Raw genomic sequence first — 12,796 nt, 5'->3', positions numbered from 1 at the left:
TCCCGGGGGAGCCCATGAACACGGAACGCCTCACCACCAAGAGCCGCGAGACCATCACCGGTGCCGTCGCGCTGGCGAACCAGCGCGGTCACGCCACCGTGGAGCCCTGGCACCTGCTGCTCGCCCTGCTGGACACCGACGGCTCGACCGCCGCCGGCCTGCTGCGCGCCGTCGGCGCCGACGCCGCCGAGCTGCGCCGGGTCGCCCAGCGCTCGGTCGACGCGCTGCCCGCCGCGCGCGGCTCCAGCCTGGCCGAGCCGACGTTGGCCCGGGAGTTCGTCAACGCCATCGGCGCCGCCGAGCAGATCGCCCGGCCGCTCGGCGACGAGTACACCTCCACCGAGCACCTGCTGGCCGGGCTGGCCCGGGTCGGCGGCGCGGTCTCGGTCGCGTTGAAGAACGCCGGCGCCACCGAGGAGAACCTGGTCGCCGCGTTCCCGACCGTCCGGGGCGGGGACCGTCGGGTCACCACCGCCGATCCGGAGCAGACCTACCAGGCGCTGGCCAAGTACGGCGTCGACCTGACCGCCAGCGCCCGCGACGGCAAGATCGACCCGGTGATCGGCCGGGACTCGGAGATCCGGCGCGTGATCCAGGTGCTGTCCCGGCGTACCAAGAACAACCCGGTGCTGATCGGTGAGCCCGGCGTCGGCAAGACCGCCATCGTCGAGGGCCTGGCCCAGCGCATCGTCGCCGGCGACGTGCCCGAGTCACTGCGGAACAAGAAGCTGGTCTCGCTGGACCTGGGCGCGATGGTGGCCGGCGCGCAGTACCGCGGCCAGTTCGAGGAGCGGCTCAAGTCCGTGCTGGAGGAGATCAAGAACTCCGACGGGCAGGTCATCACGTTCCTCGACGAGCTGCACACCGTGGTCGGCGCCGGCAAGGGCGAGGGCTCGATGGACGCCGGCAACATGCTCAAGCCGATGCTGGCCCGCGGCGAGCTGCGGATGGTCGGCGCGACCACACTCGACGAGTACCGCGAGCACATCGAGAAGGACCCGGCGCTGGAGCGCCGCTTCCAGCCGGTGCTGGTCGGCGAGCCGACCATCGAGGACACCATCGGCATCCTGCGCGGGCTCAAGGAGCGCTACGAGGTGCACCACGGCGTACGCATCACCGACGCCGCGCTGGTCGCCGCCGCCGCGCTCTCCGACCGCTACATCACCGACCGGTTCCTGCCGGACAAGGCGATCGACCTGGTCGACGAGTCCGCGTCCCGGCTGCGCATGGAGATCGACTCGCGCCCGGTCGAGGTCGACGAAATCGAGCGGGCGGTGCGCCGGCTGGAGATCGAGGAGATGGCGCTGGCCAAGGAGCCCGACGCCGCCTCCGCCGAGCGCCTGGCGCGGCTGCGCAAGGAACTGGCCGACAAGCGTGAGCAGCTCACCGCGCTCTCCGAGCGTTGGCAGACCGAGAAGAGCCACATCACCAAGCTCTCCACCGCCAAGGAGGAGCTGGAGCGGCTCGGCGGCGAGGCCGAGCGGGCCGAGCGCGACGGCGAGCTGGAACGCGCCGCCGAGCTGCGCTACGGCCGGATCCCCACGCTCAAGGGTGAGCTCAAGCAGGCCGAGGAGGAACTGGCCCGGCTCCAGGCCGACGGCGCGATGCTCAAGGAGGAGGTCGGCGCGGACGACATCGCCGCCGTGGTCGCCTCCTGGACCGGCATCCCGGCCGGCCGGCTGCTGGAGGGCGAGACCGCCAAGCTGCTCCGGATGGAGGAGTCGCTGCGGGCCCGCGTGGTCGGCCAGGCCGAGGCGGTCGGCGCGGTCTCCGACGCGGTCCGCCGCGCCCGGGCCGGCGTCGCCGACCCGGACCGCCCGACCGGCAGCTTCCTCTTCCTCGGCCCGACCGGCGTCGGCAAGACCGAGCTGGCCAAGGCGCTCGCCGAGTTCCTCTTCGACGACGAGCGGGCCATGGTCCGCATCGACATGAGCGAGTACGGCGAGAAGCACTCGGTGGCCCGCCTGGTCGGCGCCCCGCCCGGTTACGTCGGATACGAGGAGGGCGGCCAGCTCACCGAGGCGGTGCGCCGCCGGCCGTACTCGGTGATCCTGCTGGACGAGGTGGAGAAGGCCCACCCGGACGTCTTCGACATCCTGCTCCAGGTGCTCGACGACGGCCGGCTCACCGACGGCCAGGGCCGGACGGTGGACTTCCGCAACGCCATCCTGATCCTCACCTCGAACCTGGGGTCGTCGGTGATCAGCGACCTCACGCTCAGCGAGGAGGAGCGCCGGGAGGGGGTGCTCGCGGTGGTTCGGTCGCACTTCAAGCCGGAGTTCCTCAACCGCCTCGACGACATCGTGGTGTTCGCCGCGCTCCAGGGCGAGGACCTGCGGGCCATCGTCGACATCCAGCTCGACCGGCTGCGGCGCCGGCTGGCGGACCGTCGGCTCGGCATGGACGTCACCGAGGCGGCCCGGACCTGGCTGGCCGACCACGGGTACGACCCGATCTACGGCGCGCGCCCGCTGCGCCGGTTGGTGCAGTCGGCCATCGGTGACCGCCTGGCGAAGGCGCTCCTGGCCGGCGAGATCCGCGACGGCGACACGGTCCAGGTCGACCTGGCCGACACGAAGGACGCCCTGACCGTAACCGCCGCCTGACCCGCTCCACCCCGAAAGGCCCGGCCTCCCGGCCGGGCCTTTCCCCTACCCACCCCCTGCCGGCCGCACTTCCCACCCCCACTTCGTTGATCAAGGAGTTTGCGTCACCCGAAGGGCCCTCGGCCGACGCAAACTCCTTGATCAACGCCTGAGGGGCGGGGCGGGGAAGGGGGGAGGGGGAGGGGTGGGGAGGGGGTGGGGTGGGCACATAGTGGGGTATGAGTGGGAAGCGGGAGCTGGATCAGGCGGTGCGGGAGCTTGACGGGGCGGACACGCTGGCCTTCGGCGGGGTCGGGTTCGCCGGGCAGGTGCTGCCTCCGACCTACGCGTACCGGCGGCTGGAGCAGGAGCTGCGCGAGCACCCGGAGTCGGGCCGGAAGCGGGTCGAGCGGCTGCTGAAGAAGGGCTCGCCGGCGGGGAAGGCGTACGCGGCGACGCTGCTGGAAGCCGTCGATCCGGCGGCCGGCCGCAACGCCTGGGAACGGCTGCGCGACGACGACGGCGAGTTCACCACGTTCCACGGTTGCGTGATGGGCCGCACCACGCTGCGTGAGTACGCGGCCGAGCGGCTCGCGGCGGCAGACCGTAGCTGATCGCACACTCAGCGAACAGCGCTTCGGCCGAGGTGCGCGGGGTTGTTACCGTCTCCGCCAATGCAGGTTGGGGGGAGGCGGTCATGAACGGTTCGGTGGCGTACGTGGTGGCCACGCTGGGGTGCCTGCTGGGGGTGGCCGGCGTGGTGATCGCCGTGATCGCGCTGCGCAGGTCCCGCTCGGCGCCACGCCCGAAGGCGGCACCCGGTGACCCGTTCCGGGACCGGGACGCGGATGCGCTGCGCGGCGACCCGCGCGCGCTCAAGCCCGGCGACATCGTCGAGATCCGCCAGGTGCCGTACACCGTGCGCGGCTCGGTGCACCTGGTCGAGGGCGGCTGGAGCTGGGCGGAACACCTGCTCGACGACGCCGGCGGCGTGAAGCGCTGGCTCTCCGTCGAGGCGGAGCCGGACCTGGAGATGGTGCTCTGGACCAGCGAGCCGGGGGCCACGGTGACGCCGGGCGCCCCGACGCTGGAGATCGCCGGCCGCCGCTACAACTGGGACGAGTCCGGCCAGGCGCGCTACACCGCGACCGAGGGCACCGGCCTCGACCCGCGCGGCACCATGCGCTACTACGACTACCAGGCGCCCGGTGGGGCCCGGCTGTCGTTCGAGGCGTACGGCGAGGCCGGCTGGGAGGTGAACCTCGGCGAGGAACTGCGCCGCGCCGAGGTGATGATCTATCCGCAAGGCGGCCCGGACCAGGTGAAGTGAGCGTGCTCGTCGCCCTTCAGACCCCGTACGTCGACAGCCGCGCCGCCGACCTGAGCCTGACGCTCGGCGGCCCGGAGCTGCCGGCGCTGGCCGTCCGCGACGTCGACCTGCCCGGCGGGACCCGACTGCGGCTGCGCCTGCTCGGTGCCTCCCACCAGGTGGTCCTCGGCGGGCTGACCGAGACGGTCGCCTGCCTGCCCGGCCGCCGGCCACACCTGCCGGACACGCTGCACGACGCGAACGCCGGCTACCGGTTCACCGCCACCGTGCTGCGGCCGGCCGGCGACGGCCTGCGCACCCGGGTCGCGGCGCTCCGCGCCGAACTGGCCGGCGACCCGTTCGCCCTGGTCGGGGTGTTTCCCGGCGACGAGGACGCGGTCACCGCGCTCGCCGTCCGACCCGACCCGCCGGGCGGCCCGGTCGCCTGGCGCACCTGGCACGCCTACCCCCAGACAAACGAGCTGGTCCTGACCGAGACGGTGGTGGAGGAGCTGTGACGTACCGACGGTGGTTCGTGGTGGGCGTGGCGGTCGCCGTGGTCGGCGCCCTGGTCGCTGCCTTCGCGATCTTCTACGGCAACTTCTCACCACGCGGCTACGTGCAGGACCACTACTCCCGGGCGTCCGGGCGGGACATCGGCTCGCAGGCCGTCGCGTACACCTCGAACCGGTCGCCGAGCCAGGTCTCGAAGGAGATCACCGACACCTGGCAGCCAGCCGACCAGTACGTCGACGGCAGCGGCGTGTACCTGCGCTACGACGACGACTCGGTGGTGATCCTCCCGCTCGCCGTCGGCTCGGTGATCCTGCTGGAGCGGATGTCCACCGCGTACCCCCGGTACCACAGCGTCGTCGGCAACAGCTGGGGCTGGGGCCGAGGCAGCACCGTCCGGGGCGGCGGCCCCGGCGCCGGCAAGTAGCCCGTCCGACCCCCTCACCCTGGAGTTCCTGTGCAGCATCTCGTCACCGATCTGCTGGTCACCCTCGCCTACGGCGTGGTCGGCGTGGTCCTGATGGCCGTCGGCTACCTGCTTGTCGACCTGGCCACCCCCGGCAAGCTCCACGAGCTGATCTGGGCCGAGCGCAACCGCAACGCCACGCTGCTGCTCGCCTCGAACCTGGTCGGCGTCGGCACCGTCGTGGTCGCCGCGATCGTGGCCAGTGACGACGACTTCACGCTCGGGCTGGTCGGCGCCGCCGCGTACGGATTCCTCGGGTTGGTGCTCATGGCGGCGGCGTTCGTGCTGCTCGACGTGGCCACCCCCGGCAAGCTCGGCGAGCTGCTGGTCGACCCCGAGCCGCACCCGGCGGTGTGGATCTCCGCCACCGTGCACGTCGCCACCGGCGCGATCATCGCCGCCGCCATCAGTTGATGACCGGGAAGGCCACCACCCCGCCGAACAAGCGCCAACAGGTGCTGATCTGGACGGTGATCATCGGGGTCACGGTCGGCGCCTGCGTCATCGGGGCGATCAGGGGCGGCGAGAGCACCGACGTGCCCGCACCGACGACCGAGCAGCGGACCGCGACCGTGCCGCTCCTTCAGGCCGCGAGCACCGGTCAGGGCATCTGCTACGGCTGGGTGCTCTACGACTACAGCACCGAGATCAGCGTCGGCTCCAACCTCGGTGACCGGGTGCCGGTGCGGGACGATCCGCGGTGCCCGCGCTGGATCGAAGTCTCCGCGGTCGTCCGCTACACGTCCTCCAGCAGCGAGTCGCGGGACTCGGCGAGTGTCGGCGTCGACGGCTCCGCCGACATCGAACACGCCGACCTCTACCCGATCGCGACGGGCCTGAGCCGCTTCGGGTTGGACGAGGACGCCTTCGTCGACGAGCCCGGCTGGGCGATCACCCGATCGGCGACCGTGCTGCCGCTGCTCGCCGCCGAGGTCGGGCTCGCCGAGCCCGCCCCCGCCGCCGCGACGCCGACCGCCACGCCGAGCGGCACGCCGGCCCCGCTGCCGAGCGCCGGCAACGACCTGCTGCGGGACCGCAAGGGCTGGCTGTTCACCGCCGTCGGCCTGCTGCTGGCCGCCGCGCTGCTCATCGCCGTGGGCGTGCGACAGCGACGACGGCAGCTCCGGGGAGCCGGGCCCGCGCAGCGCGCCGGGGCGGGACCCGCCGGGCGTACCCGGGAGGAAGCGTGACCGTCGACGTGCCCGCGCGGCCGCGGTGGCGCGCGGCCCGCGCGGCGGTCCTGCTCGCGGTCTTCGTCTGCGCGGCCTGCGGCCTGGTGTACGAGCTGGCGCTGGTCGCGCTCGGCAGCTACCTGATCGGCGACGCGGTCGGGCAGGCGTCGATCGTGCTCGGCGTGATGGTCTTCGCGATGGGCGTCGGCGCGCTGGTCGCGAAGCCGTTGCAGTCCCGGGCCGCGCCCGCGTTCGCCGCGATCGAGCTGACGCTCGCGCTGCTCGGCGGCCTCTCCGTGCTCGGCCTCTACGCGGCGTTCGCCTGGCTGGACCTCTACGGCCCGGCGCTGGTCGGCACCGCGTTCGTGCTCGGCCTGCTGATCGGCGCGGAGATCCCGCTGTTGATGGTGATGCTGCAACGCATCCGCGAGCAGTCGGCGGGCAGCGCGGTGGCCGACCTGTTCGCCGCCGACTACGTGGGCGCGCTGCTCGGCGGGCTGGCCTTCCCGTTCCTGCTGATGCCGATCTTCGGCCAGCTCAAGGGCGCGCTCGTGGTCGGCGCGGTGAACGCCGTCGCCGGGGTGGTGCTGGTCTTCACGGTGTTCCGCGACGAGCTGGGCCGCCGGGCGCGGGTCGGCCTCGGCGCCGGCTCCGTCGTGGTCGCGCTCCTGCTCGGGTACGCCTGGGTGACCGCACACGACTTCGAGGTGACCGCCCGCCAGCAGCTCTACCGCGACCCGGTGGTGCACGCCGAACGCAGCCGCTACCAGGAGATCGTGCTGACCCGCTCGGTGCGGGAGGTCGGCCACACCGACACCGACCTGCGGCTCTTCCTCAACGGTGACCTCCAGTTCAGCTCCGTCGACGAGTACCGCTACCACGAGGCACTGGTGCACCCGGCGATGCGCGGGCCGCACGGCGACGTGCTGGTGCTCGGCGCCGGCGACGGGCTGGCCGCGCGGGAGATCCTGAAGTATCCGGACGTGCGCTCGGTGACGCTCGTCGACCTCGACCCGGCCGTGGTGACGCTGGCCCGCAGCGAGCCGCAACTGCGCGACCTCAACCACGCCTCGCTCACCGACCCCCGGGTACGGGTGCTCAACCTGGACGCGTTCGGCTGGCTGCGGACCGCCACGCAACGCTTCGACGTGGTGATCGCCGACCTGCCCGACCCGGACGAGACGGCCACCGCGAAGCTCTACACGGTCGAGTTCTACGCGCTGGTCCGGCCGGTGCTGGCCCCGGGCGGGCGGCTGGTGGTGCAGTCCGGCTCGCCCTACTTCGCGCCCCGGTCGTACTGGTCGATCGAGCGGTCGGTGCGGGAGGCGGGGTTCGCGACCGTGCCGTACCACGTCGACGTGCCGAGCTTCGGCGACTGGGGGTTCGTGCTCGCCGCGCCCGGCGACGCAGCGCCGGAGCTGGCCCTGCCGGCCGACGCGCCGCCGCTGCGTTTCCTCACCCCGGCGGTGCTCGCCGCCGCCGCCACGTTCCCCGCCGACCGTGGCCGGGTGGACGTGCCCGCCTCCACGCTGTTGCAGCCCAGGGTCCTGGAGTACGCCCGCGAGGAGTGGCGCGGCTACTAGGTTTCGGAGCATGCGGGCACACCGCCGGCTGCCGACCCGGGCGATCGACGCCGCCGCGTACCTCCGGGCGTTCGTGCTCTCCGGTGTGGTCACCGTGCTGGCCGTCCGGGCCTACCTCCAGGCCGCCAACTACCCGCAGCTCGGCGGCGGTGGGCTGCACATCGCGCACGTGCTCCGGGGTGGCCTGCTGCTCGTCGTCGGCCTGGGCATCGCGCTGGTGTTCCTCGGCGGCGGGCCACGCACCGCCGGCGCGGTGGTCGGTGGCTTCGGGTTCGGGCTCTTCATCGACGAGGTCGGCAAGTTCGTCACCGCCCGCACCGACTGCTTCTACGCGCTCGACCTGGTGCTCAGCGGCCTGCCCGGCGGGCTGACCGACAGGGGCGCTCGACCTGACGCTGCTCGGCGTGGTCACCGCCGAGCACCGGCGGCTGCGCCGCGCCGCCGACCGCTGAGCCCTTCTGCCGTGCTCACCTGGCCCGGGATCGCTACGGTGGTGATCTCATCCAGGGAGGGAGAATCATGGTCGATGCTCCGGGCACCTCGCCCCGCGCGCGTCCCAGTGTGGTGACGCTTTCCAGTTGGCTGCTCATTCTCGTCGCCGCGATCCAGGTGCTGAACCTGATCGTGACGCTGTCCGTCATCGGCAAGATCCGGGACGTGCTGAAAGACGCGTACGCCGGCACCTCGGCCGAGTCGGCCGGCGACGTCGCGTACGCCTTCACCATCGGCACGTCGATCCTGTCGCTGCTGCTGGCGGCCGGTCTCGTCGTGTTGGCGCTGCTGAACAACCGGGGCAAGAACGCCTCCCGCATCACCACCTGGGTGGTGGGCGGCATCCTGTTCTGCTGCACCGGTGGCAGCCTGCTCAACGGCGTCTCCGGCGGCACCATGGGCGGCGGCAACACCAGCGGCGACCTGCCCAGCGGGCAGGAGATCCAGCGCCGGCTGGAGGACGCGCTGCCGTCCTGGTTCGCCCCGGTCAGCACGCTGCTCGGCGTCGTCGCGCTGCTCGCGCTGCTGGGCGCGCTGATCCTGCTGGCGCTGCCGAAGGCGAACGAGTTCTTCCGCAAGCCGAAGGCGGGCTGGGAGCCGCCGGTGCCGGGTGGCGCCTACCCGGCGTACCCGTCGGCACCGGGCCAGTCGGCCGACCCCGGTTACCCGTCGGCTCCGGGGCAGTCGGGCGACCCGGCGTACCCGGCGTACCCGTCGACCCCCGACCAGCCGCCGACCACGCCGCCGGCCGGACCGGCCGGACCGGCCGGACCGACCGGGCCGACCGGACCGACCGGGCCGACCGGGCCGACCGGTCAGCCGGGCGAGCGCCGTGACCCGGAGCCGCCCTCCGGAAACTGACGTCCGGATATCAGCGACGCCGACGGTCCCTCCGAGTAGGTTGCAAGCCGACGCCTACCGGAGGGACCTGTCGTGTCGTACCCCGATCGGGCCGCGCTCCGCCGGCCGGGCACGGTCGTCGCGGCGGTGGCGGTGCTGCTGCTGATGGCGGTCGGCGCGGTGGCGTACGCGGCGACGAACCTGGTGATCGCCGGCGGCACGGTGGACCGCTTCCGGGCCGCCGCGGCGGGCACCGATGCGGGCGGGGACGACATCGACCGGGTCGCCGGCCTGCTGCGCGGCTCGACCGTGCTGGCCGCCGTGCTCGGCGTGCTGGCCGCGCTGCTGCTGGTCGGGCTCGCGCTCGGGCTGCGTTCCGGTCGCCCCGGCGCACGGGTGGCCACCTGGGCGGTCGCCGGGCTGGGGCTGCTCTGCGGCTGCTGCGGGTTCGCGACGCTGGTCGGGCAGCGGGCCGCCCCGCTGCGGCTCGGTGCCGACGACCGGGTCACCGCCGACCTGCTGGGGCTGGTCGGCGACGCGTACCCGAACTTCTGGATCGCGGCGAACGCGGCCATGTTGGTGGCGCAGATCCTCGGGTACGTGGTGGTCGCCGCGCTGCTCGCGGCGCCCTCGGCGAACGCCTTCCTGCGCCGTCCGGCCCCGGCGCGGTCCGGCCCGGCCACCGGCTACGGCGCGACCGTGTCCGGCGGGCCCGCCTCCGGGCCGACGCCCTGGGGCCCGCCACCCGGCCTGACCGCACCGACCGGGCCCTCGAACCCACCCGCGTCCGCGCCGCAGCCGCCACCCGCGTCCGCGCCGTCGATGCCGCCGTCCGCGCCCCCGTCGTCCCCGTCCGGCCCGCCCCCTCCGGAGGATCGTCCATGACCGACGCCGCCGCACCCGTCCGTCGCCGGGCCCTCATCACCGGCGCCAGCCTGGGGATCGGCGAGGCGTTCGCCCGCCGGCTCGCCGCCGACGGGTGGGACCTGGTGCTGGTGGCCCGGGACGCCGCCCGGCTCGACGCGCTGGCGGCCGAGCTGACCGGCCGGCACGGCGGCGAGGTCAGGACCGTGCCGGCCGATCTGTCCACCGACGACGGTTGGGCCGTGGTTGAGCGCCGGCTGACCGCCGGCCCGCCGGTGGACCTGCTGGTGAACAATGCCGGGGTCAGTCTGGACACTCCGTTCGTCAGGTCGGCGGTCCCGGACGAGGTGCGGTTGGTGCGGCTCAACGTGCTGGCGGTGCTCCGGCTCACCCACGCGGCTCTCGGCCCGATGATCGAACGAGGTCATGGGGCAGTGATAAATGTCTCTTCGGTTGCGGGGTTCGGGGTGCCCATGCCGGGATCGACATACTCCGCCAGCAAGGCGTGGGTGACCAATTTCAGTGAGTCGATCGGCCAGTCGGTGGCTCCGCTCGGTGTACGCGTGATGGCGCTCTGCCCCGGCTACACGCGTACCGGAATCCACGAGCGAACCGGCATCGACATGTCCCGACTGCCCGCCTGGGCCTGGCTGCGGGCCGACTCCGTCGTCGATGAAGGGCTGCGTGACCTGGGCAAAGGCAAATTGGTGAGCGTTCCGGACTGGAAGTACAAGCTGGCCGTGGCCGGGCTGCGGCACGCGCCGAAACGGCTGCTGCGCGGCTTCACGCGCGACACCCGGGGAGCTGTCGACCGGGCTGGTGGGTGACCGGGCGGTGCACCCGGCGATCGGGTCGATCCGTCGCCGGGCCGGGATGGACGGTCGCACAGCGTAGCCGGGCATCGCCACTCATCGGTCGCCCGGAGGGTTGACGGCGGTGGGCCCCGCAGACGGCGTACAGACTCGGGAAGTACGCTCTATCGCCATGGGCGACCACGACGACCTGCGTAAATTCATCACTGACCTGGCTGTGGTCCACGGTCGGGTGGTGCTCTCGTCGGGCCGTGAGGCGGACTGGTACGTCGATCTGCGTCGCGTCACGCTCCATCACCAGGCCGCTCCCCTGATCGGCCGGGTGATGCGCGACCTCACCGCGGACTGGGCGTACGACGCGGTCGGTGGCCTGACCCTGGGCGCCGACCCGGTGGCCGTCGCGATGCTGCACGCCTCGGCCGGCGCCGACCGCCCGCTGGACGCCTTCGTGGTCCGGAAGGCGGGCAAGGCGCACGGCCTCCAGCGCCGGATCGAGGGGCCGGACGTGTCCGGGCGTCGGGTGTTGGCGGTGGAGGACACCTCGACCACGGGCGGAAGTGTGTTGACCGCCATCGAGGCGTTGCGTGAGGCGGGCGCGGAAGTCGTGGGCGTGGCGGTTATTGTTGATCGAGGCGCCGGCGACGCGGTGCGAGCCGCCGGACTGCCTTATCGGGCGGCCTATACGTTGGCTGACCTCGGCCTTGTGGCCTAAAAGTTTGCCGATTCGGATCTGCTGATATGCAGGCGGATCGATGCTGCTGGTGGAAGGATGGAATACGTGGGAACTGCGTTGGCTGAAATGACCATGCCTCAGATCTCGCCGCTTGCCGGCGAGCCGATCGAACGCGCCGACGCCGAGCGGCTGGCGGGGGTCCTCAAGGCCCTCGCCGACCCCGCCCGGCTGCGGCTGCTCAGCCTGATCCAGTCGGCTCCCGAGGGGGAGGCGTGCGTGTGTGACCTCACCGCGCCGCTCGGCCTCTCGCAGCCGACGGTCAGTCACCACCTGCGTATCCTCACCGAGGCCGGCTTGCTGGAGCGGGAGAAGCGCGGTGTCTGGGCGTACTACCGGCTGGTGCCGACCGCGATCGCCACGATCGCGGATCTGCTCACCCCGCCGCGGAAGCGGGCCACCAAGAAGGCTCGCTGACACCACGGCCCGTTTGCGGACGGGTCGGCCGGCCGGGTCCCGGCGCGCTGACACGCGCGTCGAACCCGACAGGCCGTTCCGCCCGGATGTGGGTGACCGGTGGCGTGCCAGGGGTGGCGCCATCGACGCACGGTGACGGCTGTCGTCATCCGTGTCACCCGCGACCCGACAGGTCAGACGCGAAGGCCGGCCCCCGCCCGGGGGCCGGCCTTCGGTGTGTCCGAACCGGTCAGCGGCGGTGCTGGCCGCCGTGCCCGTGCGGGTGGTCGTCGCCGTCGAGAGCGTCCCGGGCGGCGTCCACGGCGCCGGCCGCGGTCGCCGCGGCGATCACCGCGACCGCCTCGCCGCGCTTGCGCGCCCTCCGGTCGCGGAGGAACTCGAAGAAGATCGGCAGCACCGAGATCAGGATGATCAACGCGACGACCGGCAGGATGTACCTGTCGATCTTGTCGCCGATGGCGTCGTAGATCTGGCGGGCCAGCAGGTAGCCGATCAGCAGGATGCCGTCCACCCAGAGGACCGCGCCGACCACGTTCCACACGAAGAACTGCCGGGCCGGCATGCCGAGCACCCCGGCCACCGGGTTCAGGAACGTCCGCACGATCGGGATGAACCGGGCCAGCACCACGGCCTTGGCCGGGCCGAACTTCTGGAAGTAGTACTCCGCCTTCGCCACGTACTCCCGCTTGAACAGCCGGGAGTTGGGCTTGTCGAACATGCGTCGGCCGTAACGCGCGCCGAGCCAGTGCCCGAGCTGCGCGCCGGCGATCGCGCAGATCGGGCCGCCGATCATCAGCCCGGCCAGCGACAACCGGGTGCCGTCACCGAAGATGGCGTCGGCCACCGGCGAGGCGGCCACCCCGGCCAGGAAGAGCAGCGAGTCACCCGGGAAGAAGAAGCCGACCAGCAGACCGGTCTCGGCGAACAGGATCGCCCAGACGCCGATCATCCCGAAGGTGTGGATGAGGTCCTTCGGGTCGAGCGGGTTCAACGCCACGTTCTCGGAGATCATC

At 72.7% G+C, this 12,796-nt stretch carries 15 protein-coding genes; 14 read left to right on the top strand and 1 reads right to left on the bottom strand.

Features of this window, described 5'->3' with window-relative positions; genetic code table 11:
* Positions 1–14: 14 nt before the first annotated feature.
* From clpB to TPA0908_RS00570, 14 genes are all read left to right on the top strand, one after another.
* Positions 15–2,606, top strand: a complete 2,592-nt coding sequence (gene clpB, locus TPA0908_RS00635) for an ATP-dependent chaperone ClpB (RefSeq protein WP_281933645.1) — start codon at positions 15–17, stop codon at positions 2,604–2,606.
* Positions 2,607–2,824: 218 nt separating this feature from the next.
* Positions 2,825–3,199: a hypothetical protein gene (locus TPA0908_RS00630; protein WP_281933643.1), complete on the top strand. Its 375-nt coding sequence runs from the start codon at positions 2,825–2,827 to the stop codon at positions 3,197–3,199.
* An 83-nt stretch (positions 3,200–3,282) separates the two neighbouring features.
* Entirely contained in the window at positions 3,283–3,915 is a 633-nt protein-coding gene (locus TPA0908_RS00625; protein WP_281933641.1) for a DUF4178 domain-containing protein, read from the top strand.
* Positions 3,916–3,917: 2 nt separating this feature from the next.
* Entirely contained in the window at positions 3,918–4,412 is a 495-nt protein-coding gene (locus tag TPA0908_RS00620; protein ID WP_281933640.1) for a DUF2617 family protein, read from the top strand.
* Positions 4,409–4,834 carry a DUF4247 domain-containing protein gene (locus tag TPA0908_RS00615; protein WP_281933638.1) on the top strand — a complete coding sequence of 142 codons (426 nt, stop codon included), beginning with the start codon at positions 4,409–4,411 and terminating at the stop codon, positions 4,832–4,834. Before TPA0908_RS00620 ends, TPA0908_RS00615 begins: the two co-directional genes overlap by 4 nt.
* A gap of 30 nt (positions 4,835–4,864) precedes the next feature.
* Positions 4,865–5,287, top strand: coding sequence for a DUF350 domain-containing protein (locus tag TPA0908_RS00610; RefSeq protein ID WP_281933636.1), 423 nt, complete (start codon positions 4,865–4,867; stop codon positions 5,285–5,287).
* Positions 5,287–6,063 carry a hypothetical protein gene (locus TPA0908_RS00605; protein WP_281933634.1) on the top strand — a complete coding sequence of 259 codons (777 nt, stop codon included), beginning with the start codon at positions 5,287–5,289 and terminating at the stop codon, positions 6,061–6,063. Before TPA0908_RS00610 ends, TPA0908_RS00605 begins: the two co-directional genes overlap by 1 nt.
* Positions 6,060–7,628 carry a polyamine aminopropyltransferase gene (locus TPA0908_RS00600; RefSeq protein ID WP_281933632.1) on the top strand — a complete coding sequence of 523 codons (1,569 nt, stop codon included), beginning with the start codon at positions 6,060–6,062 and terminating at the stop codon, positions 7,626–7,628. The genes TPA0908_RS00605 and TPA0908_RS00600 overlap by 4 nt, the downstream gene beginning before the upstream one ends.
* A gap of 10 nt (positions 7,629–7,638) precedes the next feature.
* On the top strand, positions 7,639–8,196 hold the full coding sequence (locus TPA0908_RS31740) for a hypothetical protein (RefSeq protein ID WP_374709154.1): 558 nt from the start codon (positions 7,639–7,641) through the stop codon (positions 8,194–8,196).
* The gene (locus tag TPA0908_RS00590) at positions 8,148–8,981 is read left to right on the top strand and encodes a hypothetical protein (RefSeq protein ID WP_281933630.1); all 834 of its coding nucleotides are present in this window, start codon (positions 8,148–8,150) and stop codon (positions 8,979–8,981) included. Before TPA0908_RS31740 ends, TPA0908_RS00590 begins: the two co-directional genes overlap by 49 nt.
* Positions 8,982–9,053: 72 nt before the next feature.
* Complete coding sequence (locus TPA0908_RS00585; RefSeq protein WP_281933629.1) at positions 9,054–9,845, top strand: hypothetical protein; 792 nt, start codon at positions 9,054–9,056, stop codon at positions 9,843–9,845.
* On the top strand, positions 9,842–10,651 hold the full coding sequence (locus TPA0908_RS00580; protein ID WP_281933628.1) for an SDR family NAD(P)-dependent oxidoreductase: 810 nt from the start codon (positions 9,842–9,844) through the stop codon (positions 10,649–10,651). The genes TPA0908_RS00585 and TPA0908_RS00580 overlap by 4 nt, the downstream gene beginning before the upstream one ends.
* A gap of 157 nt (positions 10,652–10,808) precedes the next feature.
* On the top strand, positions 10,809–11,348 hold the full coding sequence (gene pyrE, locus TPA0908_RS00575; RefSeq protein WP_281933627.1) for an orotate phosphoribosyltransferase: 540 nt from the start codon (positions 10,809–10,811) through the stop codon (positions 11,346–11,348).
* 57 nt (positions 11,349–11,405) lie between these two features.
* Positions 11,406–11,783: an ArsR/SmtB family transcription factor gene (locus TPA0908_RS00570; RefSeq protein WP_007073957.1), complete on the top strand. Its 378-nt coding sequence runs from the start codon at positions 11,406–11,408 to the stop codon at positions 11,781–11,783.
* Between the two features lie 229 nt (positions 11,784–12,012).
* Here the strand turns inward: TPA0908_RS00570 and TPA0908_RS00565 are convergent, their stop codons facing one another.
* Complete coding sequence (locus TPA0908_RS00565) at positions 12,013–12,795, bottom strand: DedA family protein (RefSeq protein ID WP_107162643.1); 783 nt, start codon at positions 12,793–12,795, stop codon at positions 12,013–12,015.
* Position 12,796: the final 1 nt, after the last annotated feature.

Origin of the sequence: Micromonospora sp. AKA38 (assembly GCF_027925725.1) — a bacterium.
GTDB lineage: Bacteria > Actinomycetota > Actinomycetes > Mycobacteriales > Micromonosporaceae > Micromonospora.
This window is presented reverse-complemented; position numbering and strand designations above follow the sequence as displayed.